General features: G+C 70.4%; 31 protein-coding genes and 2 pseudogenes. 15 read left to right on the top strand and 18 right to left on the bottom strand.

Annotated features, from left to right (window positions below; genetic code table 11):
- Positions 1–203 precede the first annotated feature (203 nt).
- On the top strand, positions 204–752 hold the full coding sequence (locus ACFWVP_RS23915; RefSeq protein WP_384499540.1) for a hypothetical protein: 549 nt from the start codon (positions 204–206) through the stop codon (positions 750–752).
- Between the two features lie 264 nt (positions 753–1,016).
- On the opposite strand, the gene ACFWVP_RS23910 is transcribed toward ACFWVP_RS23915, so the two are convergent.
- The 4 genes from ACFWVP_RS23910 to ACFWVP_RS23895 form a co-directional block, all read right to left on the bottom strand.
- Positions 1,017–1,325: a hypothetical protein gene (locus ACFWVP_RS23910; protein WP_384499539.1), complete on the bottom strand. Its 309-nt coding sequence runs from the start codon at positions 1,323–1,325 to the stop codon at positions 1,017–1,019.
- Positions 1,322–2,053 carry a GntR family transcriptional regulator gene (locus tag ACFWVP_RS23905; protein ID WP_384499573.1) on the bottom strand — a complete coding sequence of 244 codons (732 nt, stop codon included), beginning with the start codon at positions 2,051–2,053 and terminating at the stop codon, positions 1,322–1,324. The genes ACFWVP_RS23910 and ACFWVP_RS23905 overlap by 4 nt, the downstream gene beginning before the upstream one ends.
- Before the next feature lie 8 nt (positions 2,054–2,061).
- A complete protein-coding gene (locus ACFWVP_RS23900) occupies positions 2,062–2,286 on the bottom strand; it encodes a hypothetical protein (protein WP_383808414.1) in 225 nt (74 codons plus the stop codon).
- Between the two features lie 529 nt (positions 2,287–2,815).
- Complete coding sequence (locus ACFWVP_RS23895) at positions 2,816–3,094, bottom strand: hypothetical protein (RefSeq protein WP_384499538.1); 279 nt, start codon at positions 3,092–3,094, stop codon at positions 2,816–2,818.
- A gap of 78 nt (positions 3,095–3,172) precedes the next feature.
- Between ACFWVP_RS23895 and ACFWVP_RS23890 the strand changes: the two genes are divergently transcribed.
- From ACFWVP_RS23890 to ACFWVP_RS23880, 3 genes are all read left to right on the top strand, one after another.
- Positions 3,173–3,931 carry a GntR family transcriptional regulator gene (locus tag ACFWVP_RS23890; RefSeq protein ID WP_384499537.1) on the top strand — a complete coding sequence of 253 codons (759 nt, stop codon included), beginning with the start codon at positions 3,173–3,175 and terminating at the stop codon, positions 3,929–3,931.
- Positions 3,932–4,373: 442 nt separating this feature from the next.
- Complete coding sequence (locus ACFWVP_RS23885) at positions 4,374–4,814, top strand: VOC family protein (protein ID WP_384499536.1); 441 nt, start codon at positions 4,374–4,376, stop codon at positions 4,812–4,814.
- A gap of 181 nt (positions 4,815–4,995) precedes the next feature.
- Positions 4,996–5,166 (top strand): hypothetical protein, encoded by a 171-nt coding sequence (locus tag ACFWVP_RS23880; protein ID WP_384499535.1) that lies wholly within the window; start codon positions 4,996–4,998, stop codon positions 5,164–5,166.
- Positions 5,167–5,175: 9 nt separating this feature from the next.
- Here the strand turns inward: ACFWVP_RS23880 and ACFWVP_RS23875 are convergent, their stop codons facing one another.
- Complete coding sequence (locus ACFWVP_RS23875) at positions 5,176–5,505, bottom strand: hypothetical protein (protein ID WP_384499533.1); 330 nt, start codon at positions 5,503–5,505, stop codon at positions 5,176–5,178.
- 282 nt (positions 5,506–5,787) lie between these two features.
- Here ACFWVP_RS23875 and ACFWVP_RS23870 point away from each other — a divergent pair, with 282 nt between their 5' ends.
- Positions 5,788–6,036, top strand: coding sequence for a hypothetical protein (locus tag ACFWVP_RS23870; RefSeq protein WP_124273995.1), 249 nt, complete (start codon positions 5,788–5,790; stop codon positions 6,034–6,036).
- Positions 6,033–6,275, top strand: coding sequence for a hypothetical protein (locus ACFWVP_RS23865; protein WP_384499532.1), 243 nt, complete (start codon positions 6,033–6,035; stop codon positions 6,273–6,275). Before ACFWVP_RS23870 ends, ACFWVP_RS23865 begins: the two co-directional genes overlap by 4 nt.
- A 21-nt stretch (positions 6,276–6,296) precedes the next feature.
- Here the strand turns inward: ACFWVP_RS23865 and ACFWVP_RS23860 are convergent, their stop codons facing one another.
- Complete coding sequence (locus ACFWVP_RS23860) at positions 6,297–7,067, bottom strand: hypothetical protein (RefSeq protein WP_384499530.1); 771 nt, start codon at positions 7,065–7,067, stop codon at positions 6,297–6,299.
- 280 nt (positions 7,068–7,347) lie between these two features.
- On the opposite strand from ACFWVP_RS23860, the pseudogene ACFWVP_RS23855 reads away from it, so the two are divergent.
- Positions 7,348–8,424 (top strand): annotated as a pseudogene (locus ACFWVP_RS23855) (phosphotransferase family protein).
- Here ACFWVP_RS23855 and ACFWVP_RS23850 read toward each other — a convergent pair.
- Both ACFWVP_RS23850 and mshA read right to left on the bottom strand, forming a co-directional pair.
- Positions 8,397–8,906, bottom strand: a complete 510-nt coding sequence (locus ACFWVP_RS23850) for a YbjN domain-containing protein (protein ID WP_384499528.1) — start codon at positions 8,904–8,906, stop codon at positions 8,397–8,399. The pseudogene ACFWVP_RS23855 and the gene ACFWVP_RS23850 overlap by 28 nt on opposite strands.
- A gap of 104 nt (positions 8,907–9,010) precedes the next feature.
- Complete coding sequence (mshA, locus tag ACFWVP_RS23845; RefSeq protein ID WP_384499527.1) at positions 9,011–10,363, bottom strand: D-inositol-3-phosphate glycosyltransferase; 1,353 nt, start codon at positions 10,361–10,363, stop codon at positions 9,011–9,013.
- Between the two features lie 192 nt (positions 10,364–10,555).
- On the opposite strand from mshA, the gene ACFWVP_RS23840 reads away from it, so the two are divergent.
- Both ACFWVP_RS23840 and ACFWVP_RS23835 read left to right on the top strand, forming a co-directional pair.
- Positions 10,556–11,341 carry a class I SAM-dependent methyltransferase gene (locus tag ACFWVP_RS23840; RefSeq protein WP_384499525.1) on the top strand — a complete coding sequence of 262 codons (786 nt, stop codon included), beginning with the start codon at positions 10,556–10,558 and terminating at the stop codon, positions 11,339–11,341.
- A gap of 327 nt (positions 11,342–11,668) precedes the next feature.
- Positions 11,669–12,760, top strand: a complete 1,092-nt coding sequence (locus tag ACFWVP_RS23835) for a C40 family peptidase (protein ID WP_384499523.1) — start codon at positions 11,669–11,671, stop codon at positions 12,758–12,760.
- A gap of 156 nt (positions 12,761–12,916) precedes the next feature.
- Here the strand turns inward: ACFWVP_RS23835 and ACFWVP_RS23830 are convergent, their stop codons facing one another.
- Entirely contained in the window at positions 12,917–13,408 is a 492-nt protein-coding gene (locus tag ACFWVP_RS23830; protein ID WP_384499522.1) for an NUDIX domain-containing protein, read from the bottom strand.
- Between the two features lie 271 nt (positions 13,409–13,679).
- On the opposite strand from ACFWVP_RS23830, the gene ACFWVP_RS23825 reads away from it, so the two are divergent.
- Entirely contained in the window at positions 13,680–15,017 is a 1,338-nt protein-coding gene (locus tag ACFWVP_RS23825; RefSeq protein ID WP_384499521.1) for a PP2C family protein-serine/threonine phosphatase, read from the top strand.
- Here ACFWVP_RS23825 and ACFWVP_RS23820 read toward each other — a convergent pair.
- The 4 genes from ACFWVP_RS23820 to ACFWVP_RS23805 all read right to left on the bottom strand — a co-directional run bounded on the left by ACFWVP_RS23820 (position 14,999) and on the right by ACFWVP_RS23805 (position 17,365).
- A complete protein-coding gene (locus tag ACFWVP_RS23820) occupies positions 14,999–15,340 on the bottom strand; it encodes a DUF2516 family protein (protein WP_384499520.1) in 342 nt (113 codons plus the stop codon). The two genes, ACFWVP_RS23825 and ACFWVP_RS23820, sit on opposite strands and share 19 nt — an antisense overlap.
- Before the next feature lie 110 nt (positions 15,341–15,450).
- The gene (locus tag ACFWVP_RS23815) at positions 15,451–16,083 is read right to left on the bottom strand and encodes a hypothetical protein (RefSeq protein ID WP_384499518.1); all 633 of its coding nucleotides are present in this window, start codon (positions 16,081–16,083) and stop codon (positions 15,451–15,453) included.
- A 28-nt stretch (positions 16,084–16,111) separates the two neighbouring features.
- Entirely contained in the window at positions 16,112–16,621 is a 510-nt protein-coding gene (locus tag ACFWVP_RS23810; protein WP_384499517.1) for a helix-turn-helix domain-containing protein, read from the bottom strand.
- A 318-nt stretch (positions 16,622–16,939) separates the two neighbouring features.
- The gene (locus ACFWVP_RS23805; protein WP_384499515.1) at positions 16,940–17,365 is read right to left on the bottom strand and encodes a hypothetical protein; all 426 of its coding nucleotides are present in this window, start codon (positions 17,363–17,365) and stop codon (positions 16,940–16,942) included.
- Positions 17,366–17,633: 268 nt separating this feature from the next.
- Between ACFWVP_RS23805 and ACFWVP_RS23800 the strand changes: the two genes are divergently transcribed.
- Positions 17,634–18,155: an ATP-binding protein gene (locus tag ACFWVP_RS23800; protein ID WP_384499513.1), complete on the top strand. Its 522-nt coding sequence runs from the start codon at positions 17,634–17,636 to the stop codon at positions 18,153–18,155.
- Positions 18,156–18,398: 243 nt separating this feature from the next.
- On the opposite strand, the gene ACFWVP_RS23795 is transcribed toward ACFWVP_RS23800, so the two are convergent.
- Complete coding sequence (locus ACFWVP_RS23795; protein ID WP_384499511.1) at positions 18,399–18,965, bottom strand: GNAT family N-acetyltransferase; 567 nt, start codon at positions 18,963–18,965, stop codon at positions 18,399–18,401.
- Between the two features lie 273 nt (positions 18,966–19,238).
- Complete coding sequence (locus tag ACFWVP_RS23790; protein ID WP_384499510.1) at positions 19,239–19,589, bottom strand: winged helix-turn-helix transcriptional regulator; 351 nt, start codon at positions 19,587–19,589, stop codon at positions 19,239–19,241.
- A gap of 48 nt (positions 19,590–19,637) precedes the next feature.
- On the opposite strand from ACFWVP_RS23790, the gene ACFWVP_RS23785 reads away from it, so the two are divergent.
- Together ACFWVP_RS23785 and ACFWVP_RS23780 are read left to right on the top strand one after the other, a co-directional pair.
- Positions 19,638–20,525, top strand: coding sequence for an NAD(P)-dependent oxidoreductase (locus tag ACFWVP_RS23785; protein WP_384499508.1), 888 nt, complete (start codon positions 19,638–19,640; stop codon positions 20,523–20,525).
- Between the two features lie 115 nt (positions 20,526–20,640).
- Complete coding sequence (locus ACFWVP_RS23780; protein ID WP_384499571.1) at positions 20,641–21,504, top strand: class I SAM-dependent methyltransferase; 864 nt, start codon at positions 20,641–20,643, stop codon at positions 21,502–21,504.
- 104 nt (positions 21,505–21,608) lie between these two features.
- Here ACFWVP_RS23780 and ACFWVP_RS23775 read toward each other — a convergent pair.
- Both ACFWVP_RS23775 and ACFWVP_RS23770 read right to left on the bottom strand, forming a co-directional pair.
- Positions 21,609–21,927, bottom strand: a pseudogene (locus ACFWVP_RS23775) (TetR/AcrR family transcriptional regulator); the annotation flags it as partial.
- Positions 21,924–22,697 carry a TetR/AcrR family transcriptional regulator gene (locus tag ACFWVP_RS23770; protein WP_384499507.1) on the bottom strand — a complete coding sequence of 258 codons (774 nt, stop codon included), beginning with the start codon at positions 22,695–22,697 and terminating at the stop codon, positions 21,924–21,926. The pseudogene ACFWVP_RS23775 and the gene ACFWVP_RS23770, both read right to left, overlap by 4 nt.
- A 100-nt stretch (positions 22,698–22,797) precedes the next feature.
- Between ACFWVP_RS23770 and ACFWVP_RS23765 the strand changes: the two genes are divergently transcribed.
- Positions 22,798–23,781: an ATP-binding cassette domain-containing protein gene (locus tag ACFWVP_RS23765; RefSeq protein WP_384499505.1), complete on the top strand. Its 984-nt coding sequence runs from the start codon at positions 22,798–22,800 to the stop codon at positions 23,779–23,781.
- Positions 23,774–24,559, top strand: a complete 786-nt coding sequence (locus tag ACFWVP_RS23760; RefSeq protein ID WP_384499503.1) for an ABC transporter permease — start codon at positions 23,774–23,776, stop codon at positions 24,557–24,559. Before ACFWVP_RS23765 ends, ACFWVP_RS23760 begins: the two co-directional genes overlap by 8 nt.
- A gap of 59 nt (positions 24,560–24,618) precedes the next feature.
- On the opposite strand, the gene ACFWVP_RS23755 is transcribed toward ACFWVP_RS23760, so the two are convergent.
- Positions 24,619–25,869 (bottom strand): GNAT family N-acetyltransferase, encoded by a 1,251-nt coding sequence (locus tag ACFWVP_RS23755; RefSeq protein WP_384499501.1) that lies wholly within the window; start codon positions 25,867–25,869, stop codon positions 24,619–24,621.
- Positions 25,870–25,925: the final 56 nt, after the last annotated feature.

Below are 25,925 nucleotides of genomic sequence, written 5' to 3'. Positions count from 1 at the left end.
GCAGCGCTCGCCCTCCCAAGCTGATAGCTCGCCATTCGGCCCGTAACGATCAAGCATCATCACGACAGCGGCCACGGTACCGGTGTGATGATCTCGCTATGGCTAGCGAGGACACCTCAACTCACAACAGTGGCCCAGCCATGGGCTCCTCCAAGGAAGCGCCTACGGCTCTCACGAAGCGGCGACGTAACCCTGCAACGAGCATGCTGGTCGTCACCGCGGTGCTCTCTCTTACTGTCGGCGTCGGCCTCGGCTACGCCATTGCGTACTCCGCTAGGTCTTCAAGCGCCTCGGCGCCCGAAGACGCTCCGATCATTGGCGGGGTCAGCAAAAAGACTGTTTGCAAGCTTGTGAGCAGCGCGATGCAACAGCAGCTCAGCATCAGAGAGGCATCTCCTATAGCTGAAGAGCAGGGTGGCGCCTCCTGCTACCTGCTGATGACGGAGGAAGACGCGGCTGAACCAGCTGGGTTCGTGGTCGCCTTCTACCCCACCACAGAGTCCTTGCAGCAAACGGTGGATGGCACGGACGTAATCCCAGAGAAGGCAGAGCCGCTGCTGATCGAGGGGCGTGCCGCTGCCCGCCAAGTCCTGTACGGCGATGCCTGGAAAGCTCAGCTCACCGTTGATGTAGGTGATGGAGCAACGCTCTACGTTGAGCGATTCGGGCCCAAGGATTCACTGTCGGAACGAGAGCTCCGTCGGTCTGTCGACGACCTCGCCGCGAGTGTTCTCAAGGGCCAGAAAGCATGAGGCCAGCCTGGGTCCAGTGCCCGCTAAAACCGGACTCGTCTGCGTGACAACGCTGACGCACAGCAGCGGACACGCGCAGACGTCTGCGGGCCATCGTCACAAGTGAGAGACACAGCAACCCAAGGCCGTGCGCCTATACGAGTTACTTCGGGATGAATCAGTCCAAGGTCAGCCGAAGTCGGCTAGGAACGCCAGAAGTCCACGGGTCTGAGCTGGTCAGAGCCGTGGACTTCCTCTTGTTGTTCAGGTCAGCAGGAGCGTAGATCAGGAGGCGGGCTCACGCGGTTCGCTCACCGCCATAAGGTGGCCGCGGCTGGTCGCAACACGGAGAACATCCCGAAGAGCCCCGGTCAAATGCTTGACCAAGTGCCGCATCTCGTCAAGGGTCGCGTCCTGGTCGCCGAGGGTTTCGGGAACCTGCTTCAGCAGCTCGGTCGCCGAGCTGAGTTGGACCGCTTCGATGTTGTTCGCCAGGCGGGACACGTAGCCACCCCCGTCATCGGTACTCAGGTAGCAGGACTTGCCGTCCAGGCCCGACCACGGGAGAAGCCGCACTTCGTTTGGCGCTGTCATCCTTGGGTCTGCCTCTCGTCGAGCACGTGGTGGGTGGTGAAGACGGCGTCTACACGATCTCCGGGAAACGCCAGGAGCGCGGCTTCGACGACTCGGCCGATGGAGTCGGTGGCAATGCGAGTGACGGAGAGAACGACCGACGCGTAGCCGATCCGGAGGGCCGATGCTTCGTCCGGCGTCGGAGGTCGAGCGCACACCGTCTCTCGCAGAGCGGCCGGCGGCGAGCCGAGGACTGCGAATCTCGTAACGGCATTTCGGCACGTGGAGTCGTCATCGAGCACTCCGGCCGGGGCCAGGTCCCGCGGCACGTAAATGCGAGCCAGGCCGTGCGGCGACTCACCCCCGTAGCTGAGGCAGGTGGTCTCCACGATGGGGCTTCCTGCGGGCACCTTCAGCAGGGCTGTGAGGTTCGCTTGGGCCTGAACGGTGGTGGTGCGGACGGTTACGCGCAATGCCGGCTCGGCGGCGGTCCACGGGTCCAGGGTGCCCCAGCCACCGACGTACAACATCCTGCGGTGAGGTCGGCGGACGAAGTTGCCCTTGCCGTGGATCTTCTCCACGAGGCCTTCGCCTTGGAGCACGGCGAGCGCTCTCCGCAGAGTCACCGTGCTGACCTTGTATCGGTCGGCAAGGCCAGCTTCGGACAGAAGGCGTTCGCCGGGTTGCATACTGCCCGCGGTGATCTGCTGCCGGAGATCGTCGGCGATGTCGTGGTGACGTGAGCGCATCGAGTCAGTCACCGCCTTCTCAGCACGCGCACGGCGACGAACCGGGTACGCGCGTGCATCGTCAGCAGCTCGCCCGACTCGAAGACCAATTGCTTCGCTCCCTGAGGAAGCTGGAAGAGATCTCCCACCCGGCATGCACAGCCCCCGAGTTGGATGACGTCCCCGCGTTGGACGGTGGCCGCGGTGATCTCGACGCTGGAAGCCAGCGCACCGCCGGGGGTCCAGGCGCTCACTGCGTTACCTCCGTGCGCAGAGACGGGCCGGCGGACGAGTGGCACGGGCAGTCACACGCTTCGCGGATCACCGGAAGGTCAGCTGGTATCGGGACCGGGGAGGATTCCGTGCAGGAGGAGTGTGTGCCGATCCTGCAAGCGGTCGAGCGGTAGGGGACGGCTGAGGTATTCGAGATGTGCAGTTGTCGACGAGGCGGCATCAGTGGCCCCCAGCCAGGAACGGCCAAGCACCCGACGGCAGGTGAGGAGCGATGACCGTCGAGCGTGCGCGAATACGTCTTTCTGACGCCAGCACGTACGGGCGGACGAGTGCAACATCCTCCCCCGGGAGCCGGTTTCGGTGGGTTGCCGCACCGGAGACTGCCCGGCCCAGGAAAAGAGTCGGCCCGCCAACGGGTTCATAGGAGGCGGGAGGAGACGCCGGAGGGCAGCAAGGCGTTAACACACGCCGGTGTCTGCCACTTGAGGGGTTCCGCGCCCTGGTGAGGGTGAAGGCGCGGCGGATACGGTTGAGCACGCTGTTCAGCTCCTATCGCTGATAGCTCGGTCCCCCGACATCGCCCGTCGCGGGGACCGCTTTATGTACGACCGCCCATAAGGTGCGGCCGTTCAAACTGGTGGCGAGGAGCCCGAATCGATCTGCCTCAGCCACCACGTCCAGGACCTCCCGCCATGACTCGGCGGAGAGCCCGTCGGGCACCTCCGTTTCCACCGACGTGTGCCGAGGGTGTTCCTCCGTTCGCGTAGGCAGCCCGAGGGCCGACAGTCGGGCGGCGATGGCCGCCGCACTAACTCCCGAAGCGGGCACAGGGCAGCCTCCGTCACCAGCGATCACTTTCAGTGAAGCTAGTTAACTAGATTAGAGCTAGTGGACTAGATTTTCCATATGCCTGAGCAGCCGCCTTATCTCCGCGTCGCCGATGAACTCCGGCAGCGGATCGTGGAGCACGTGTGGGAGCCGGGAGACCGTCTGCCCTCCCGCGCCCAGATCGGCGCGGAGTGCGGCGTAGGCGAGAACGTCGTTCGCCGGGCGCAGGAGTTGCTGATTTCCCAAGGCGTGCTGGAGGGCCGCGCCGGGTCGGGCACCTACGTCGCCGAGCCCCGACCGCGCGTGCGGGTGGTGCGATCGTCGGCACGCGAGCAGCCGACCGGGTCACCCTTCCGGGCCGACATGAAGGCCGTGGGCAGGCAAAGCGACTGGGAAAGTCGGACGGATGCCAAGGTGTCGGCCCCCGCAGACATCGCGTCGCGTCTTGGTGTCGCCGAAGGTGATCTCTGCGTCCGCACCGTGTACGAGTTCCTCGCTGACGGCAGGCCCGTGCAGTTGTCGACGAGCTGGGAGCCGTACGACCTCACCGCCGGAACTCTTGTCGTCCTCCCGGAGGGCGGGCCGCATGCCGGGCAAGGAGTGGTCAACCGCATGGCGGAAATCGGCGTCACGGTCAGCCACGCCGTCGAGCAGCCGGAGCCGCGGTTGGCGACCGCCGAGGAAGCTTCGCTCCTGGGGATCCAGAAATCCGCTCTCGTGACGCACATCAAGCGGACCTACTACAGCGATCAGGGGCGCCCTGTAGAGACGGCGGACATCGTCCTTCCCGCAGCGCTGTGCGAGATCGTTTACGAAGTCCCCATCGGTCGGCATTGACCCGCGCGGCGATCGGTGAGAGGGCCGTTCCTGGGCCGTCTCTGGGCCGTCCGAGGTTGCTCAACGGCACCCGATGACGACCAATGACGACTACTCACCCGCAGCCGATCAGCGTCTCCACCTGCGAAAACCCTGGTCGCCGCGATCTACCGAAAGACCCAGGGCAAGAAGAAGTAGCCTTCGTGATCATGCCCCCGACTGCACTTACGGTGCGGTGCGGGGGCATTTTCACGGCCTGGGCCCGCTGTGGGCCCTCAGCGCGGCGATGCGGTTGCCATCGGTACGGTGGCTGCCGCCAGGCCTGTGGTCTTGCGCGTTCAGCACGGGTGGTCGCCCGGTGGCCAGGTTCAGAGGTCTGAGGATGGCGAGAACGTGTCAGCGGCTCCGTTCCAAGGGCATAGCAGCCGTCACCGGCCGCACCAGGCAGAAGGAGAGTCACAGCATGGCCATTCAGCGGATGGACAACGTCGGCATCGTCGTCGAGGACCTTGATGCCGCCATCGCGTTCTTCGTGGAGCTCGGTATGGAGTTGGAGGGCAGGGCGGAGGTCGAGGGCCTCGTCGCCGATCAGTGCACCGGACTCGACGGTGTCCACTGTGACATCGCGATGGTCAGGACCCCGGACGGTCACAGTCGGCTCGAACTGGCGAGGTACCGCAGCCCCGCCGCGATCAGCGTCGGTCCGCGCAACCGGCCGCACAACATTCTGGGTACGCACCGCGTCATGTTCGCCGTCGACGACATCCAGGACACCGTGGCCCGGCTGCGCCCCCACGGAGCCGAACTCGTGGGCGAGGTCGCCCGGTTCGAGGACAGTTATCTGCTCTGTTACGTCCGCGGTCCCGAGGGCATCATCGTCGGGCTGGCCGAGCAACTGCGCTGAGAGGGACAAAGAGGTTCCGAACCGCTGATTGTTCCCGAGGTCGTCCCACCCGTCCTGCGAGCCGTCCTGCGAGCCTCCCGTGGCCTGCGGGCTCGCTATAAGCGCAAGGCCACCGCAAGGTCAGGGTGAGGCCCAAAATCCCCCAGCCGCTCGGTAAAATGGCCCTGCTCATGGGAGCGTGATGCTTGATCAGAGGTGGGACGACGAGGCCGGCAGCGACCCGGCCCAGGGGTGTGCCTGGGTCATGACCGCCGTCGCGCCGGTCTGCGTGATCGGGGTCGTCGTCCTGGTGGCCGCGGCCGCCTTCGGGCTGCATCTCTTCGCCTCCCTGGTGGAAGCTCGCAGCGCATAGCGGGCCCGGTCACCTCTTGCGGGTGGCCAGGGCTATCGCGACCGCCATGGTCGTCGTCAGCACCGTCACCACGAGCGAGGCGAAGAACAGCGCCTCCAGCCACCCGGCGCTCCCGCCTGTGACCGAGCCGCCGGCCGTGGAGGCGCACGTCACCTCCGGCGGGAAGCTCTGCCTCCGCACGTTCTGACAGGTGTTGGGCAGGTCGTCGTTGATCGCGTACGCGTTCAGCCAGAGCAGGGCCCACGTGATCAGGAGGACGCCCGCCGAGGCGAGGGAGACACCCCACAGCAGAGTCGGGCGTTCCGGTCGTGCCTCGGTGTCCGGTTCGGGTGGCGTCATGGGCGGCAGCGTACGAGGTGGGGTGGAGGGCGTTCACGTCGGTCGGTACAGCTCGGACCATCCGTGCGCCCCGAGCGTCGCCCGCATGCGCCCGGGACCGGACATTTCCGGCCACTTCCGAGCGCTTCCGGCCGGGCGACGCGTCGTGCGTGCTGTCCGTAGGCGCGGTCCGGGTTCGAGCGGCAGCCGCTAACGTGGCCCCCGTACCCGCCCGTTCACCACGCGCGGGGCGTGGGACGGACAGGCCGAGCGCGGAGAGCAAGGAGATCGGGGAGAGCGATCATGGGCGAGTCTCTGAAGACCTTCGTCGGCGGTACCGAGGTCGAGGTGCCCAACAGCATCCCGGCGATCCGTGCCGCGCTGCCCGAGGGGAGACGCGAGGAGTTCGACCACGCGATCAACGAGGCGGGTGTGCACGAGATCCAGGCCGTGATGCGGCACTGGATGCTCGAATCCGTCCCCGATCCCGAGGCGGAGCAGATCCTGGACCGGCTGGCGCAGGACGAGGCGGAGAGGCGGAACGTCGCTTGAGCTTCCGTATCTCCTACGCGCCGCCCGCCGACGACACCCTGGCCAAGATGCGGGACGGCTACGCCTTCCGGGACGAGATGGCGCGCACCCTGGGCCGGGATCCGTACGGGCACGCCTCGACCGCCGTCAAGCGTGAACGTGACCGGCGTGAGGCGACCGTGTCCGGGGCCATCGTCCTCTACTACGTCTCCGGGTCCGTGCTGACGGTCACCGTGGTCAGGCTCGTACCGCTGCCGTGACCCGGAGGGCGGGGTCCGGCCTCAGCCGAGCTTCTTGACCTGCGCGTCGACGACCTCGGTCGGCATGTCGAAGTCCGGGGCCTCCCCGCCGAAGGCGCTGAGGTTGAAGGCGAAGACGGTGGCGACCGTGCCGCCCTGGCGCAGCGTCACGAGCTTGAACGGGACGAGCGAGTCCGCCTCACCCATCAGCACCGTCCACGCGACGGCCTCCTCGCCGCCGGTGACCTTCTCCTCGGTCAGCTTGACGACCTTCTGCTTCGAGTCCTTCATGGTCAGGGTGAAGCCGCCGGTGGCGCACTTGGCCGCGGACTCCCGGAGCTCGGCGATGCTCTTCGCGGCGCCGTCGCCCTCGTAGGAGGCGAGCGTGACCAGTGAGGACGTCGCGTCGAGTGCGCCGGCGAGCGCGTCCTTCGAGGCGGAGGTGGGCTTCTTGGGTTCGCTGACGGCCTTGCGCCCCGCGTTCCCGACCGGCGTGCCGCGCTTCACCCCGTAGAAGGCGTGGCCGATGGGCTCGCACTCCTTCTTGTCGACGACGACGTCGCCGGCCTCGGCGATGTCCTCCGGGCCGGTCTTCGTGATCTTGTGGGCGGCGACGTCACCCTGCTCCAGCGACACCTTCTCCAGCTCGGCCGACGTCAGCGCCTTGACCGCGGTCTTCGCGTCGTCCTTCGCACCCGGCTTCGCGGCGTCATCCGTGTCCGTGGATTCCGAGCCGCCGCAGGCGGCGGCCAGCAGGGCCAGGGCCGCTGCGGAAGCGGCAAGGGCGGTACGGCGTACGGCGGTGGCGCGCATGGTTCGTCTCTCCGTCTGCAAAATCATGTCCGAAAGGTCGAGCGTGGGAAGTCACGTCTGGGGTTCGCGGCCGGAAGGTTCGCGACCGACGGGTCAACAGCCTGTCTCCGGTGCGGAACTTCGGCGGCCACGGGAGGGCGGTTGTGGTGCGTCACACTCTACGATCGGACATTTGTCCGATGATCACTCCACGCGGTCACGGGTGTGATCGTGACCCTGATGTGATCACTCTGTGGAGCCCCTGTGGGGCCGCCGCGGCCGAATCCCAGGAGACCCGCCCGTGCCCGTCGACGCGACAACTGCCGTACGCCGCGCGGTCGAGGCCGTCGCGGGCCCGGGAAGCACGGTCGTCTCCTGCGAGCCGCTCACCGGCGGCACGTACAACACCGTCGCCCGGGTGACCTTCCAGGACGGCCGCGACTGGGTGGTGAAGAGCCCGCCCCTCCACGGTGCCGGGATGAGCTACGAACAGCGTTTGAGCGTCAACGAGGTCACCTTCTACAGGGCCGCGGCGGCCGTGGGCGGCGGCACGATCCCACGGGTCGTACACAGCGCCATCGACGCCGGGGCGCCGACCGGGGCGTACGTCGTCATGACCGCGTGTCCGGGACGGCCTTGGAGCGACCTCGCGGAGGAGCTGACGGACGGTGAGCGACGGCGGCTGCGTACGGAGCTCGGGGAACTCGTCGGGCGCCTCCACACCGTGACGGGCCCGGCCGGGTTCGGATATCCCGCCGAGCCCTTCGGCCCGCCGGCACCGACCTGGCGGGGGAGGCGTTCACCGCGATGACCGGTGCGGTGCTCGCGGACGCGGAGGTGTACGGCGCGGAACTGCCGCGTCCGGCCGGGGAGATCCGCGCGTTGCTCGGCTGCGCGGCGTACGTACTGGACGACGTGACCCGGCCCGCCCTGGTCCACTTCGATCTGTGGCAGGGCAATCTGCTGGTGGCCGGGGAGCCCGGCGCCCGGTCCATCGGCGGGATCGTCGACGGTGAGCGGATGTTCTGGGGCGATCCGGTCGCCGACTTCGTCTCGGCGGCACTGTTCGGGGACGTGGAGGAGGACCGGGACTTCCTGGCCGGTTACGCGTCCGGCGGGCGGCCCCGTCGTCTTCACCCCGTCCGTACGGCTCCGGCTCGCCCTCTACCGCAGCTACCTGTACCTGATCATGCTCATTGGGACGGTCCCCCGGGGCGTGCCGGCGGACGCGCTGGAGTGGACGCGTACGCGGGTGGCGCCGCGGCTCCTGGCGGCTCTGGAGGACGCGGTGGCTCTCGAGAGCGTGGTGGCTCCGGACGGCGGTGGTGGCTCCGGACGGCGTGGTGGCGATCAGTCGGACGGGCGCCGCGTCAGGTGACTGAAGGCGTCCAGATTCCGGGTGGACTCGCCGCGCTCGACCCGCCAGGCGTACTCCTTGCGGATCGCGCTCGCGAAGCCCAGTTCGAGCAGGGGGTTGAAGGCGCCGTCCGCCGTTTCGAGGACCACGCCCAGCAGCCGGTCGAGCTCCTCGGGGGTGACCACGGAGAGCGGCAGCCGGGCGACGAGGTAGATGTCGCCGAGCGGGTCGATCGCGTAACTGACCCCGAAGAGGCGCAGGTTGTGCTCCAGCAGCCAGCGGTGCACGGCCGCGTCGTTCTCGTCCGGGTGACGGATGACGAAGGCGTTGAGGGAGAGGGAGTGCCTGCCGACGCGCAGGGAACAGGTCGTGGACAGCTTCCGGGTGCCGGGCAGCGTCACGACGTAACTGCCGGGGCCGGGGCTCTCCCATGCGAGCTCCGCGTCGTTCAGCGTCGCCTCGATGACCTGCGCCGCTGCTGCTTCCTCGGATACGTCAGCCATGGTGCGAGCGTACGACAGCGGCGCGAGAGCCTCAGCCCGGGACGGGCGGGCGCGACGGCGCCGGGTCCCGGCCCGACGCGGGCGGGCGCGGCGGCGTGAAGGCCTCAGCCGTGGTGTGAGCGGGCGCGGCGGCGGTGGTCGTGCATCGCCGCCGTGTACACATCGGCGGTGGCCGAGGCAGCCGTGTCCCAGCCGAACGACTGGGCGTGCGCGGCTGCCGCCGCGCCCATCCGGTCGGCCAGCTGTGGGCTGTCCGCGAACCGGCCCAGTGCCTGCGCGTACGCCTCGGGGTCGTGCCCCGGGATCAGGAAGCCGCTGACCCCGTCGCGCACCGCGACGGGAAGGCCGCCCACCGCCGCCGCGACCACCGGGGTGCCGGACGCCTGGGCCTCTATGGCGACCAGCCCGAAGGACTCGCTGTACGACGGCATGACCAGCACGGACGCGGCGCGGAACCAGTCGGCCAGCTGGTCCTGCCCGACCGGCGGGTGGAACCGTACGACGTCGGCGATGCCCAGCCGCGCGGCCAGCTTCTGCAGGCCCTCCGGCTTGGCGAGGCCGCTGCCGCTGGGGCCGCCGACGACCGGTACGACGATGCGGGAGCGCAGCGAGGGGTCGCGGTCGAGTAGGACGGCGACGGCACGCAGCAGCACGTCGGGGGCCTTCAGCGGCTGGATGCGGCCGGCGAAGAGGGGGATCAGCGCGTCCTGCGGCAGTCCGAGGCGGGCCCGGGCTGCGGCCCGGCCGTCGGCGGGACGGAAGCGTTCCAGGTTGACGCCGGGGTGGACGACGGCCACCGCGGCCGGGTCGGCCTCGTAGAAGCGGACGAGCTCGTCCGCCTCCTCCGCGGTGTTCGCGATGAGCCGGTCGGAGGCGTTCACGATCTGTGTCTCGCCGATGACACGGGCGGCGGGCTCGGGGGTGTCGCCCTCGGCGAGCGCGGCGTTCTTGACCTTCGCCATGGTGTGCATGGCGTGGACGAGGGGGACGCCCCACCGCTGGGCGGCCAGCCAGCCGACCTGGCCGGACAGCCAGTAGTGGGAGTGGACGAGGTCGTAGTAGCCGGGGCGCTGGCCGGCCCACGCCTGCATCACGCCGTGCGTGAAGGCGCAGAGCTGGGCGGGCAGCTCCTCCTTGGCCAGGCCCTCGTACGGGCCCGCGTCGACGTGGCGCACCAGCACACCGGGCGCCAGTTCGACCGAGGGGGGCAGTGCGCCGGTGGTGGCCCGGGTGAAGATCTCGACCTCGACGTTGATCGCGGCGAGGCGCCTGGCCAGCTCCACGATGTAGACGTTCATACCGCCCGCGTCGCCGGTGCCCGGCTGGTGCAGGGGGGAGGTGTGCACGGAGAGCATCGCGATACGGCGCGGCTTGCGGTGGCCGCCCGCGAAACCACCCGGGAAGCGGATGCGGGGTGTCACACGACCGCTTCCGAGCCGAGAGACGTACTGGCTCACGTGGTCCGCTCCTCCTCCGCTCGGGCACGACGCGTCAGGGGCACACGGCCCCTTGCAAGAGCAAAAACAGTGGAACCCAGCCTTTCATTTCCACTTTGCCAAATCATTGCGTTCACCTCGGCGTGCCGGACGCCCCGGCGGCCCCAGCCCGCTCCGCATCGTCCCTCCGGCGCTTCGCATACGCTCGCTGTCATGCACCAGCGCCCCATCGGCACCGCGACCCGCGGGACCACCAACCCCAACCGGCTGCGCCGCATGGACCGCTGGATCGCCGCCACCCACGGCCCCGCCCTGCGGCGTGCGGACTCTCCCGTCGCCGTCGACCTCGGGTACGGCGCGGCCCCCTGGACCGCCGTCGAGCTGCTGGAACGGCTGCGGGCCGCCGAACCGCGCACGCGGGTCGTCGGCATCGAGATCGATCCGGCGCGGGTCGCCGCGGCGAAGCCGTACGAGCGCGCGGGCCTCACCTTCGTCCATGGCGGCTTCGAGATCCCGCTCGCCGGCCGCCCCTCCCTGGTCCGGGCGGCGAACGTCCTGCGCCAGTACGACGAGACCGAGGTCGCCGCGGTCTGGCAGCGGCTGTGCGCGCGGCTGGCCCCCGACGGCCTTCTGGTGGAGGGCACCTGCGACGAGATCGGGCGCCGGCACGTCTGGGTGGCGCTCGGTCCCGAGGGCCCGCGCACGGTCACCTTCGCCACCCGGCTCGGCTCGCTGGAACGTCCGTCGGACCTCGCCGAACGCCTCCCCAAGGCCCTGATCCACCGCAATGTGCCGGGCGAGCCCGTCCATGCCTTCCTGCGCGACCTCGACCGGGCGTGGGCCGCGGCCTCCCCGTACGCGTCACTGGGGGCGCGGCAGCGCTGGATCACGACGGTGCGGGCGGTGTCCACCGACTGGCCGCTGACGGACGACGTACGGCGGTGGCGGCAGGGCGAGATCACGGTGCGGTGGTCCGCGCTGCGCCCGGGCGCGCACTGAGCGGACCGGACGGGCGCCCTTCGACGCGCTTCGACTGTCCGCCATGTCCTTCGGCCGTCCTCCGCCCACTTCGGGTGCCCTTCACCCACTCCGGGCGTAGGCGCTTCGAACGCCGGCTGAACGCCGGACGTCGACCGAACTTCGGGACCCGGAGCGGGAACACCGACGGATCACCGTTCGTCCCCCTCTGTGACGCGTCAGGTGCCGCGTGCCTCTGTTGCTTTACGGGGCGACATGGCACGATCGCGTCATCACCTGCAAGTTACTGACGGTAAGTCACATGTGCGCGATACGGCTTTCATTGCCTTTCGCCCGGAGGGGGAGCTTGTGAACCGACGCCACTGTGCCAGTGCCGCGATCACTCTGGTCTGCGCACTGGCCCTGCTGACCGCGCCGGTCCAGGCCATGGCCGCTCCGATTCCCGAGCCCTCCCCCACCACTTCCGCCGCGCCCTCCGCTCCTTCCGCTCCTTCCGCTCCCGCGAAGAAGAGCCTCGCCGAGGTGCGCGAGGAGATCGACCTGCTCTACCGCAAGGCCGGGGCGGCCACGGACGCGTACAACCTCGCCGAGGAGCAGACGAAGAAGCAGTCCGGCGAGATCGTCCGGCTGGCCGAGTCGATCGCCGAGGGACAGGCACGGATCGCCGAGCTGAAGAGCAGGGCGGGCGCCGAGGCCCGTGAGCAGTACCGCAACGGCGGGCTCCCGCCGGGGGCGCAGCTGGTGCTCAGCGGCGACCCGGACCTCTTCCTGGACGGCGTGAACCAGTTCAGACAGGGCCAGCAGGCGTCCAGGGGGATGCTCACCGAACTCGAACAGGGCCAGGAGGACTTGGAGACGTACACCAAGGACGCCAGCCTCAACTGGGCGAAGCTCGAAGCCAATCGCGTCAAGCAGGCCAAGGCCAGGAAGAGCATCAACGCGCAGATCGCGACGGCGAAGAAGCTCGAATCGCAGCTGGAGAAGACGGAGCTGGCCCGGCTCCTGCAGATGGAGAAGGACGAGGCGTCCACCGCGCAGAGCGCCTGGCTCTCCTCCGGGGCGCTCCAGGACATCAACCGCGAGGCGAGCGCGAGCGGCAAGCAGGCGGTGGCCTTCGCGACCGCCCAGATCGGCAAGCCGTACGTCTGGGGCGCCGAAGGCCCCGGCTCGTACGACTGCTCGGGGCTGACGTCGCAGGCCTGGGCCGCGGCGATGCGGCCGATCCCCCGGACGTCCCAGGAGCAGTGGCGGCAGCTGTCACGCATCCAGATCCAGGACATGCGCCCCGGCGACCTGATCATCTACCACGACGACGCCAGCCACGTCGGGATGTACGTCGGCGACGGCATGATCGTGCACGCACCCCGGCCCGGCCGGGACGTCACGCTGGCGGGCGCGGGCTCGATGGAGATCCTCGGAGTCGTCCGCCCGGACAAGTAGTTCCCCGGACCACCCGGCCCGCCCGGACAAGTAGTTCCCCGGACCACCCGGCCCGCCCGGACAAGCAGCCCCCGCGGACTGCCGCCCACGAGCGGCCCGCAATCCGGTCGCCCCGCCCCGGTGGCGGAGGGGTGCGGCGGGCCGTCCGGGGCACGCCTACACGTGCGGAGCGGGCTGCGGGGAGACGACGTACCGGGCGGCGGGCTCGTCGGCCACGGCGGCGGCGATCCGGGCGCGCATGTCGTCGGACATGGGAGGCAGTTCGTGCAGGGGGAACCAGCGGGTGTCCGTGTTCTCGCCGTCGGCCGGATACGGGTCACCGGACTGCCAGCGGAACCGGAAGACGAGGTCGAGGTACTGCGCCTGGTCCCCGTTCCCGTAGACGACCGGCCCCGTGACGTGCACCAGGACCAGGCGCTCGGGAACCGCCTCGACACCCGTCTCCTCCAGGACCTCCCGGGCCGCGGCGTCCGCCGGCTGCTCCCCGGGGTCGATGATCCCGGTCACTGACGTCCACGCGCCGTTGTCCGCGCGCTTCACCAGGAGGACGCGCCCCTCCCTGAGGACGACCGCCGTCACCCCCGACAGCCACAGCGGGTCGTTCCCGATCTTCTCTCGCAGCGCGAGGATGAAATCTGGTGTCGCCATCGGGCCAGGATAGGAACTCGCCGCGGCACGCGCACCGCTCCCCCTCACCCGCCCCCGGGGCGGGTGATGTTTGTCATGGCTCCCGTGTCCGCTTCGTCCACGCACATCGGTCCGGATCCGTGACAGGAAGCGGCTTATGGCCGCGCATATGCCACGTGCCGATCTTCGAACACCATTCCGCTCCTCCGCTCCGGACCGCTATCGTCCCCGTCTGGCAGGTCGTCGATCGTCGCCCCGCCGCGCCCTCGGGGGAGGGAAGGAACCCGAACCGATGCCCGTACCCGTACCGCGGCAACGCGCTGTTCCCGTCGCGGAGACCACTCATGGCGCCGAACTCACCCTCCTGGTGATCGAGGACGACCCTGCGGGCACCTTCACCGTCCCCGAGCTGCCGTCCGCCGCCGGGACCCGGATCCGTGTCCGTACCGCGCGCAATCTCACCGAGGCCGGCCGGCTGCTCACCGACGACGTCGACTGCATCCTGCTCGACCTCGACCTGGCCCTGCCCACCGGCGCCCGCGCCGACGGGACGACGGACGCCCCCGCCCACGACGAGCTCGCCACCCTCGAACACGTCCTGCGCATCGCGCCCCGCCACGCCGTCCTCGCCCTCACGGCCGAGGACGACGCCGAGCGGGCCGCCGAAGCGGTACGGGTCGGCGCACAGGACTACCTCTTCCGCGGGGAACTCGACGGGCGCCTCCTCAGCCGCGCCATCCGGTACGCGGTGGAGCGCAAGCGCGCGGACATCGCCCAGCACCAGCTGACCGAGTCCCGGCTTCGCGCCCAGGAGAACGCCCGGCTGGAACGCGGACTGCTGCCCACACCGCTCCTCGACGGCTCCGACCTCGCCTTCGCCGCCCGTTACCGGCCGGGCCGCAGCCGTGCCCTGCTCGGCGGGGACTTCTACGACACGGTCCGCACACCCGACGGCACGGTCCATGCGATGATCGGCGACGTCTGCGGGCACGGCCCGGACGAGGCGGCGCTCGGCGTCGAACTGCGCATCGCCTGGCGGGCACTGACCCTGGCCGGGCTCTGCGGCGACGCCCTGCTCTCGACGCTGCAGCAGGTCCTGGAGCACGAACGGCAGAGCGAGGAGATCTTCGCGACGGTCTGCACCGTCGACATCGCCCCCGACGGCCGCCGCGCCGGACTCTGCATCGCGGGCCACCCCGCACCGCTGATCGCCCGCCGGGGCGGGGCGGCGCAGCTGCTCCCGTACGAGGACGGCGGCCCGGCGCTCGGTCTGCTCCCGCACGCCCGCTGGCCGCGCAGGCAGGTCCAGCTGGGCGGCTCCTGGAGCCTGATGATGTACACCGACGGGCTCATCGAGGGGCGTGTCGGGCCGGTCGGGACGCAGCGGCTCGGTCAGGACGGCATGGTCGCGATGGTCAACGGCCAGCTGGACCGGGGGCTCGGCGGCGAGGCGCTGCTGGAGGCCGCGGTCGCCCAGGCGCGGGAGCTGAACGGCGGCGAGCTGACCGACGACGTGGCGGTCCTGCTGCTGGAACGCGACGAGGCCCGGATACGACGACGGGACGGGAGCGCATCGCGCTCCCGTCCCGGCTCGGCCCCGCGGGCAGGCGCTCAGCGCCCGCCGTTGTAGGGACCGTAGGGTCCGTCACTGCTGGAACCGCCCCGGCTGCCACCGCCGCCACCGCCCGATACCGCCTTGAGCGCCGGCCGGACGTCCACCATGAAGACGATGGACGCGATGACGCCCGCGATCTGCAGGAACAGGATCGGAATGACGAGGTTCACCACGACGGTCACGCCGAGGATGATCAGCCAGAACGACTTCTTCTGCTTGTCCGCGGCCCGGTAGGCGTCCTCGCGCGCCGTCGCCGCGAAGACCAGCGCGACCACGGCCAGGACGAGCATGGCCAGGAACAGCAGCTGGAGGAACGAGCCGAATGCTGCGAGCAACATGGTGAGCACCGCCTAGTCAGTGGATGAGCGCCTCGCGGCCAAGGTACCGGGACAACGACCCGGCCACCCCCAAGGTGCCCGGACCATTGCTCGCGTTCCCGCCCGTCCCGTTACTTCGCGGACGGCGGGGTCGTCTTCTTCGCCGCGGGCTTGCGGACCGGTGTGGGCTTCTTGGCGGGCGCGGCGGGCGTGGGCTTCTTCGCCGTCGCGGCCGGGGCGGGCTTCACGGCCGGCGCGGGCTTCGCCGGGGTAACAGCCGCGTCGGACTTCTGCTTCGGCACGGACTTCGGCTCCGCCTCGACGACGGCGGCGATCTCGACGATCTCCTCGGCCGTCTCGCCGCGCCACGTCCGTACGCTCTGCTCGCCGCGCTCGGCGACCTTCTCGTACGTCTCCCGGGCACGGACCGCGTACTCGGCGGCCACACCGACGCTCCGCAGCGCCAGGTCCTGGGCGGTCTCGCCCCACTTCTTCAGGTCGGTGTCCAGCGACCCGAAGACCTCGCTCACCTTCGCCTGCACGGTGGCCTGGGCCTCCTTGGCCTGCGTGGTCACCCGCTCCTGCACGGCCTTGGGGTCGGTGTTGCGCACGGCTTCGATCCGCTCGGGCGCCTCGGCCCGCAGCTGGTCGATCAGCGCCGGGACCTTGCGCGCCTGCTCCACGGCGAGATCGGCCGTGCCGGCGGCGAAGTAGAGGGGGGTCGGGTCGGTGAGGGTCTTGCGCAGGTCATCGGTGATGGCCATGACTGTGGTCCTCCCGGATCATCAGAAGTCAGTTCAGGGGTGTGTCTGCATCACTGCCGCCGGCCGTGCGGGGGCCGCGGGCATCCGTACCGGCACCGTTCTCGTCACCGGCACCGCTTTCCGCGTCGGCATCGATTGTGCTCTCCGCGTCCGGCACACCGGGGACCTCGGCGCCGGTGTCGGGCACGACGTCGAAACCGTTCTCCTTGCGGAAGGAGTCGTAGATCTGCAGCAGTACGTTCTTCTGCCGCTCGTTGATCGACGGATCGGCCAATATGACCGCCCGCGTCTCCAGCTCCTCCCGCTCCCGCTCGTCGAGGATCCCGGCGCGCACGTACAGCGTCTCGGCCGAGATCCGCAGGGCCTTGGCGACCTGCTGCAACACCTCGGCGCTCGGCTTGCGCAGACCGCGTTCGATCTGGCTCAGATACGGGTTGGACACTCCGGCGGCGTCGGCGAGCTGCCGCAGGGAGAGCTGCGCGGTACGCCGCTGCTCTCGCAGGTACTCACCGAGATTGCCGACGTTGAGTGATGCCATGCCTCGATACTGCACCACCCTTGCTAACTATTGCAAGCGCCTGCTTGCAAAAGTGTTCCGTGTCATGCGGGAGGCGATGTTCGGGGGGCTGATGGTGGACCGCCGGCCGCCGGAGCGGATCGGCCCCAACGGTCGGGGGGCCGAGTTCGTGGTGGTGCGGGCGGCCTGTGAGGCGGTGGAGTGGGGCTACCGGGTCCGGCGGCGGAATACGCGGCGCCCGGCCGCCTCGCGGCTCGTGCCAACGCGCCTGGGAGCACCGCCTGCCGTGGGCCGCGCATCTCGGTGGGGTTCCGGCCGCTCGACGTGTTCCGACCCTGCTCACCCGGCGAGCGGGATCTCCTCCACCCGTCCGTCGAACCGCATCCCCGCGAAGGCCAGGCCGGCCAGCGTCAGGTCGATGGAATCCTGCGGGATGGTGACGGCCTTGACCACCGCCAACGCGCATCCCCCGAGTCCCTCGTCCCAGGCGGGCGCGCTTCCCGGATGGGCAGCCAGAAAGGTCTGCGGGTATGCCGGCCACACGAGCAACCGCAACATCTTCAGGCCGAGGAATCGGGAGTGCTGCACCTGCAGCGCCACGCGGTCCACCTCACTCCAGGACAGTGCGAGGGAGACCTCGGAGCTGCCCTCCAGTCGCAGCCCTCCCTGGTCGAAGAAGTAGGCCGCGCCGGTCTCCCGCAGGGCCAGCGGCGCGAAGGTCATGGCGTCGACGTCCGGCGACGAATCCGGCGCGGAGTCACGCATGGCGCGGCGCAAGCGCTTGGTGAAGGCCGCTTCGGTGGCACCGCCCGGAAAACCCCCAGACCGCCTTCGCGAACGCCAGGGGCGAGGGACGCATCACGCGCACCGGCACGCGGATCACCGCGGCCGGGGGCCATATGGGATCACTCGGGGCGGAAGTCATGGCGATCCGATCGTAGCGAAGGGCTCGGGTGGTCTCCGGAGACGCCGAGGATCTTGAATTTCTGCTGTGCCCGTTCCTGCTTCCCGCACAGCGATAGCGTTGGTTCCCGTGATCGTATGGCTCAACGGAACCCACGGCGCGGGCAAGACCACGACCAGCGCACTCGTGCAGCAACTGATTCCGGACTCAAGGGTGTTCGACGCCGAGAAGGTCGGCGAGACGCTCATGGACATCACGCCGGGGCTGCCCTGGACGGGCAACTTCCAGCACTGGCCGCCGTGGCGGCCGCTCGTGGTCGAGACCGCCCGCCACGTACTCGACTACGCCGGCGGCACCCTGGTGATGCCCATGACGGTCCTGGTCGAGCAGTACTGGCGCGAGATCAGCACCGGCCTGGACCGGCACGGGATTCCCGTACGGCACTTCGTGCTCCACGCGGACCAGGACACCCTTCGCGGGCGCATCGAGGGGGACGCCCATCTCGGCCCCTCCGCCTTCCGTCTCGCAAACCTGGAGCCCTACGCCGAGGCGGCCCGCACCTGGCTGCACGACGAGGCCGAGGTCGTCGACACCACCCACCTCACGCCCGCGCAGGCCGCCCTGCGGATCGCGGAGGCGGTCAAGGGCTGAGGTGGCGGTGCCGCCCCGGCGGGCGACCCCGGATCGCGGATCGCCGGTCGCGGCTCGTGGATCCTGCGTCGCCGATCGCCGATCGCCGGCCGCCGACCGTTCGATCCGGGATCTCGGATCACCCGTCACGGGTCGCGGATCCTGCGTCGCCGGTCGCGAGTCGCGGGTCACCGGGCGCTTGATCCCGGGTCACGGATTGCGGATCTCAGGTCGCCGGTCCCCCTGGCCGTCGGCCACCGGGGATCACCGCACCGACGGGCGCTCGTGCGTGGCCCAGTACTCGGCGGCGGTGATGCCGAGGAGCACGACGTCGTGGTAGCCGCCGGCGAAGAACTCGTGCTGGCGGAGCCGCCCTTCCTCGACGAAGCCCAGCCTTCGGTAGAGGGCGAGGGACGCGTCGTTGAAGGCGTAGACCTCCACCTCGCACTTGTTGTGGCGCTGCTCGGCGAACATGTAGGTGAGGAGGAGCCCGGTCGCCTCGGCCGCGTACCCCCGGCGGCGGTGTTCGCGGGTGATCTCGACACCGGTCCTGAACCGCCCCGCACGGCTGTCGGTCTCCCCGACGGTCACCGCACCCGCGAACGCGTGGTCGGCCAGCGTCTCGATCACCAGCCGGAACGCGTCCCCTCCCGGCGGCCGCCCGGCCCGCTCGGCGGTCCAGGAACGGAAGCTCTCGGCGGAGCGCGGAGGCTCGACCATGTCGGCGTCGCGGGCGTCGAAGGTGTTCCGGGCCAGGTCGCGAAAGCCCGTCCAGTCCTCGGGCTCGACACCTCGCAGCCGCACCTTCCCACCGGTCCACATGTCGCTCACGTCGCCCCCCACTTCCGTCTCCGCCGCAGGCGCTGACGGCCGTGCACGTCAGAACCGACACACTAACGGCGGCAGGCGACGGGCAGGTGCGCGGCTGTGCCGGGCGGCCCCCTGCCTCCGCGTGTGGCCGGGAGGAGGCGCACCCGTCGCCGTCGGGCCACCCCCGGTAGCCACTTTTTTGTGGGTACTTGGCGGCGTCCGGTGGCGGACCGATCCTGGTGGAGGGGCGAAGGCCCCCGGGGCGCGGGAAGCGGGGAGGGGCTGTGCGATACGTCAGGAGACCGGCCGGGCATCCGTGAGCGTCTCCAGACGCCGGTGGCCCCAGTCGGAGAGGGGGGCCAGCAACGCGGAGAGCTCCCGGCCGAACGGGGTCAGGGAGTACGTGGTCTTCAGCGGAAGTACGTCGTGCACCTCCCGGTGCACGAGGCCGTCGGCCTCCATCTCGCGGAGCGCCTGAGTCAGCACCTTCTCACTGAGGCCCGGCAGCCTCCGCCGCAGCTCGCCCGGGCGCTGCGGACCGGACTCCAGCAGCCAGAGCAGAGCCGTCTTCCACTTCCCGTCGATCACGGCGATCGCGGCGGTGACCCCGCAGACATTCGGATCCTGGGCACGACCGCGCGTCATCTTCACTCCATTCATCACATGTCGCCTGCATTTCGGAGGAGTTCAACCATGTCCCTGCACACCGAACAGTCTGCCGTGACCGTCCTCGGCCTGGGGCCGATGGGCAGGTCCCTGGCGGGGGCGTTCCTGGACGGCGGTCTGCGTACCACGGTCTGGAACCGGACGCCGGGCCGGGACCGGGAGCTCGTCGCCCGGGGCGCGGTCGGCGCCGCTTCGGTCGAGGAAGCCGTCGCCGCGAGCACGCTCACCGTGGTCTGCGTGGTGAACTACGACGCGGTGGACGCCATCCTTCGGCGGGAGGAGGTCACCGGCGCGCTCAAGGGACGCACGGTGGTCAACCTGACCGCGGACACTCCGGACCGGGCCCGGGACACCGCGGCGTGGGCGGCCGAGCACGGAGTTCGCTACCTGGACGGTGCGATCATGACGCCGACCACGACCATCGGCACTCCGGCCGCGGTGTTCATCCACAGCGGCCCGGAGGACCTGTACCGCGAGCACCGGCCCGTGCTCGCGGCGCTGGGCGGCACCCACACCCACCTCGGCGAGGAGTTCGGCCGGGCGGCGGCGTACGACATCGCTCTGCTCGACATCTTCTGGACCGCCATGGCCGGTTACGCCCACGCCCTGGCGGTGGCGCGGGCGGAAGGGATCACCGCGCGGCAGCTGGCACCGTTCGCCAAGGGGATCGGCGCCATCCTCCCGCCGCTCTTCGAGGAGTTCGCCGAGGAGATGGACGGCGGGACCTTCTCCGGCGAGGGCAACCCGCTCACCTCGGCGGCATCGTCCATGGCCCACATCGTCCACACCTCGGAAGCCCATGGCATCGACGCGGGCGTGATGCGTGCGGCGGAGGGCATGGCGCGCCGGGCCGTCGGGCAGGGTTACGGCGCCGACGGGTTCATCCGGATCGCCGAGCTGCTGGGACGCCGCTGAGGCAGCCCGTCGTCCCGCTTCCACCGGTACAGGCCGCGTCCGGGCGGCCGGCGGCCGAGCCGTGGAACCATCGGGTGCCGAAGGGGCACGGATCCGCGGGAAGGCGGTGGCGGGCGTGGTGGCCGGATGGGAGTGGGACGACACGTTGTTCGCGGGTACGGCGGCCTATTACCGGCGCGGGAGGCTTCCCTACGCCCCCGGGCTCGTGGACGTGCTCGCCGAGGTCCTGGAGCCCGACGGGCAGGGGCGCCTCATCGACGTGGGCTGCGGACCCGGCACCCTGGCCCTGGACCTGGCGCACCTCTTCGGCGAGACCGTCGGAGTCGACCCGGACGAGGGAATGATCGCCGAGGCCGGACGTGAGGCCGCGGAGCGCGCGGTGGCCGGGAGGACGCGGTGGGTACGGGCACGGGCCGAGGAACTGCCCGCGGGGCTAGGCACGTTCCACGTGGCGACCTTCGGCCAGTCCTTCCACTGGATGGATCAGGCCCTGGTGGCGGCGACCGTCCGGGAGATGCTCCGGCCGGGTGGGGCACTGGTGCACATCGCCGACGTGAAGACGGAGGACCCCGCCGTCGACGGCCTGCCGTACCCGGCGGTGCCCCATGCGGCCATGGAAACCCTGGTGAAGCGCTACCTGGGACCGGTCCGACGGGCCGGCCGGGGTGTGCTGCCACAGGGAACACCCGGTGGTGAGGCGGAGGTACTGGCCCGGGCCGGGTTCTCCGGCCCACGGCACCATGTCGTCCCCGGCGGACAGCCGTTGGAACGCACGGCCGACGAGGTCGTCGCCGGGCAGCTCTCGATGTCGTACTCTGCCCCGCACCTGTTCGGCCCTCGGCGCGCGGCCTTCGAGGCGGACCTGCGGCAACTGCTGCGGGAGGTCTCGGCGTCGGGCCGGTTCTCCGGACGTCAGCCGGGCACCGAGATCTTCGTCCGGGGTAAGGGGAACCTTGACGCGGCACCGCCTGCCGTGTGACCCCCTCCCACGCGGGCAGGCGACCGACCGGCTGAGACGCCCGGCCGAGGCGTACGGATAACCGGTTGGGGTTACGCCGAGCCGATGGCAGGGTGAGGCATATGCCGTCGCCCACAGCCGTCCAGGTGGTGCCGGTGCAGCGCGTCCAGCGGTGACGTGCCGTCCGGCCGCCGGCGACCAGCCGGGCCGCCTCTTCCTCGTGGTCGGCGAACCGGTGCGGCACCAGGTCCTCCTCGGCCGGGACCGGAACAGCGTCGGCTTGGAGATCTCGGCCGCCGCCACCTCGGCCACCGAGACCTTGCCGAAGCCCCTTTGGAGGAACATCGAGACCGCGGCGTCGGAGACGGCCTGAGAGGTCCGCTGCTTCCTGCGCTCCCGCAGTCCGGGCCGGGGCGGCACGGGTCCGGCCCCGGCCCCGCTCATGACGGGGTGCCCTTCCGGATGAGCGCCTCGGTCCCGTCGAGGATCCGTTCGAGGCCGAACACGAACTCGTAGTCGGCCTCGTCCGGCTCGCTCATGACCTCGGTCTCCAGCAGCCTGGTCAGCGCCGGATGCCGTACGGGATCGGCGAGCCGTCTCACCGTCCGCTCCCACCGCGCCATGACCTCCTGGGCCGGGACGCCCTTCGCCTCCACGGCGGCGGCCAGGTCGCTCATCAGCAGCGCCTCGTTCCTCACGAAGCCCGAGATCAGCAGGATGACGGAGATCTTGTCGCCCTCGCTCAGCCCGCTGCCCTCCAGGGACTGGAGGCCCTGCTCCCACCAGGCGACCGAATTCGGGCTGGCGGGCGGGCCGGAGATCGGGATGCGCAGCGCCCACAGATGGCGGTGGAACATCTCCCGCTGGGCCCACGCCCACTGGCTGATCGCCTCCCGCCAGCCGGCCCCGGTCTCCAGCGCGGGCAGCCGGTGCGGCTGCCCCATGGCCGCCTCCTGCATCAGGACGTACAGCTCCTCCTTGGCGGAGACGTAACGGTAGAGCGCCATCGTCGACGCGCCCAGGTCCTTGGCGACCCGTCCCATCGAGACGGCCGACAGTCCCTCGGACGCGGCCAGCGCCACGGCCGCGGCGACGATGCGGTCCAGCGTCAGCCCCGGCTTCGGACCCTTGACCGGGCGGTCCCTCAGCCCCCAGGCGGCCTCGATGCTGGCCGGGAGGCCCGTACCGCCCGACGCGCCGTTCTTCTCCGTCACGCGAAGCCGCCTTCCGCAGGGACCGTCTTGACCACCATCCTAGGTTTGCGTAATGCTTACGCAGTAACGCGTATTTCATACGCAGAACGGGGAACCTCTCATGCCCGACGTGATGATCGAGGCACACGGCCTCACCAAGTCATACGGAAAACCCTCCGCCCGGGTCCGCGTCCTGGACGGCATCGACCTCCAGGTGGCCCGCGCGGGCGTCTTCGCCCTGCTCGGCCCCAACGGCGCGGGCAAGACCACCACGGTCCGGATCCTCGCCACCCTCACCACGGCCGACTCCGGCACGGCGCGCGTCGCCGGGTACGACGTCGTCACCGACCGGCACCGGGTGCGCCGCGCGATCAGCCTGACCGGCCAGTTCGCCGCCGTCGACGAGACCCTGACCGGCGAGGAGAACCTGCGGATGATGGCGCGGCTGACGGGCCTGAGCCGCGCCCGGGCACGGGAGCGGGCCGAGGAACTCCTCGGCCGCTTCGACCTCACCGACGCCGCCCGCCGCCAGGCCCGTACGTACTCCGGAGGGATGCGACGGCGCCTCGACCTCGCGGCGGGACTCGTCGGCTCACCCGAGCCCGGTGTCTTCTTCCTCGACGAACCCACCACCGGTCTCGACCCGCGCAGCCGCCGCGAGCTCTGGCAGGTGGTCCGCGAACTCGCCGGCCGGGGCGCGACGGTGCTGCTCACCACGCAGTACCTGGAGGAGGCCGACCAGCTGGCCGACCGCATCGCCGTCCTGGACAAGGGCCGGATCGCCGCCGAGGGCACCCCGGCGGAACTGAAGGCCCGCGCCCCCGGCCACCGTCTGGACCTGGTACTCACCACCCACGAGGCCTACCTCCGCCTCGCCACCCGGGCCGTCCACCACTCCCCCGGGTCGCTCACCCTGGGCCTGCCCACGGACGGCACGGCGGCCCACGTCCGGGCCCTGCTCGACGAGATCGACCCGCACCGCACCGACGTGGACCGCTTCTCGCTGCACAGCGCGACCCTCGACGACGTGTTCCTGACCCTCACCGCGGAGACCGCGGGCACCGCGGAGACCGCGGGCACCACGGAGGCACCCGCCCATGTCTGACACCGCCACGACCGCACCCGGATTCCTCACCCACGCCACGGTCATGACCGGCCGCAGCCTGCGCATCAGCCGCCGCAACATCGACGCCGTCATCACCTCGATGATGCTGCCGGTCATGCTGATGCTGATCTTCGTCTACTTCTTCGGCGGCGCGATCGAGACGGGGCCCGCCTACGACTCCTACGTCATGTACGTCGTCCCGGGCGTCCTGCTGCTGTGCGCCGGATTCGGCTCGGCCACCACGGCGGTGGCCGTGAGCGAGGACATGAAGGGCGGCATCATCGACCGCTTCCGCTCCCTGGACATCGGCGCCACGCCGGTCCTGGCCGGCCATGTCGCGGCGAGCGTCGTACGCAACCTGGTCTCCACCACCCTGGTCTTCGGGGTGGCCCTCCTCATCGGCTTCCGCCCCGCCGCCACCCCGGGCGGCTGGCTCGCCGTCACCGGAGTGCTCCTCGCCTACATCACGGCCCTGTCCTGGATCTCGGCCGCCATCGGCCTCCTCGCCCGTACCCCGGAGGCGGCCGGCGGGTTCACCTTCTTCATGTCCTTCCTGCCCTACCCGAGCAGCGCGTTCGTCCCGGTCGACTCGATGCCCGGCTGGCTCCACGGCTTCGCCGACCACCAGCCGGTCACCCCGGCCATCGAGTCGCTCCGCGGCCTCCTGCTGGACCAGCCGGTGGGCGACACACCGTGGATCGCGCTCGCGTGGGCCGCGGGCATCCTGACCGTGGCGGTGGCGGCCTCGGGAGTGCTGTTCGGAATCCGGACGCGGTGACGGCGGGGGCGACCCGGACCCGCCGGGCCGCCCCCGGAGTATCCGCCGGTGGGCCTCGCTCAGAACACGTCCGGGCACCAGGCCCGGCGGTCGGCCCGGAACAGGGCGTCCGACGAGGACGCCGCACCCGTCCGCAGCTCCTCAACCGAGCCGAGGGCGGCGAGCCGTACCGCCGACTCGTCGCCCAGGTACAGCGATCCCAGCTCCCGTACGTCCAGGGCCAGGTCGGCGCTCCGCGTCGTCGGGGTGCAGGAGGCACCGTCCGGGGAGGCGTCCAGCAGGAAGCGGCCGGCCGTCAGGCCCGTCCCGTCGCGGACGTCCAGCACCAGGGACGCGGCGGTCCCGTACGTGCGGGCCTCCAGGGCCCGGGGGATGTCCAGGACGCGCAGCCACAGCCAGTCCGCCTGCGTCACGATGTGCGCGGCACGGGGGTCCGGGAGGAGGAGGGGGAGCAGGTCGTCGGTGGCCCGGTGTCCCGTACGGACCGTGGCGATCCAGTCGATCGAGCAGACGAACCGCCACAGCGAGCGTTCCGCCGCCGGGGTCAGGGCGATCATCCCCTGGACGGTCGCCTTGTCCAGCGGCTGCTTCGCCTCGCTCCACTTCGAGTCGATCCGGTAGGGCATCAGCCCGTCGACCTGCCCGTCCGCCGAGCGGTACACCGCGTAGAACGGCTCCGTCCACTTCTCGTGCGCCGGTACATCGACGCCGGTGTGCCGCTCCCACCAGTGGGTGTCCCGGCTGACCACACCGTGCTGCCGGGCCGCCAGGCGCGCGTGCAGCTCGGGTCCGATCTTCCGTACCTCAGCACCGCCCACCAGGTCGATCCGGCCCCCGTCCTCCTCGGAGGGGACGCGCCCGCGCGGGTCCAGGCCGGCCCGGGGCACGTCGATCTCCCACTGCGAGGTCCAGGTCGCCGGACCGAATCCGTACCGCCCGTAGATCGGGTACTCGGCCGCGATCAGCGAGGCGACCACGTCGCCGCGCTCCTTCGCCGCTGCCAGGTCCGCGGCCATCATCCGGCTGAGCAGCCCGCGACGGCGGTGTGTGGCCGTCACCGTGACCGCGCTGATCGCGTCGGCCCGTACCGTGGCACCGCCCACGACGGTCAGTTCCTGGGAGAAGGAACGGAAGGTCGCCACGCAGCGCCCGGCGTCGAACACGCCCTGGGTGCGGTCCAGATCCGTATGGGCCAGCCGCACCGCGATCTCCTCGTCCGTCGCCTCGTACGGCATCAGGAACCCGGTGCTCACGGCGCGCAGCCACTCGGGGTACTCGGAGGCGGTGATATGACGCAGATCAGAACTCATGTGCCCCACGCTAGGCAGACCCTCTCCGGAATGTCTCGCGGATATCGGCGGCGGCC

Source organism: Streptomyces sp. NPDC058637, assembly GCF_042717325.1.
Classification (GTDB): Bacteria; Actinomycetota; Actinomycetes; order Streptomycetales; family Streptomycetaceae; genus Streptomyces.
The sequence above is the reverse complement of the archived record's forward strand: the minus strand, read 5'-3'. Positions and strand labels throughout refer to the sequence as shown.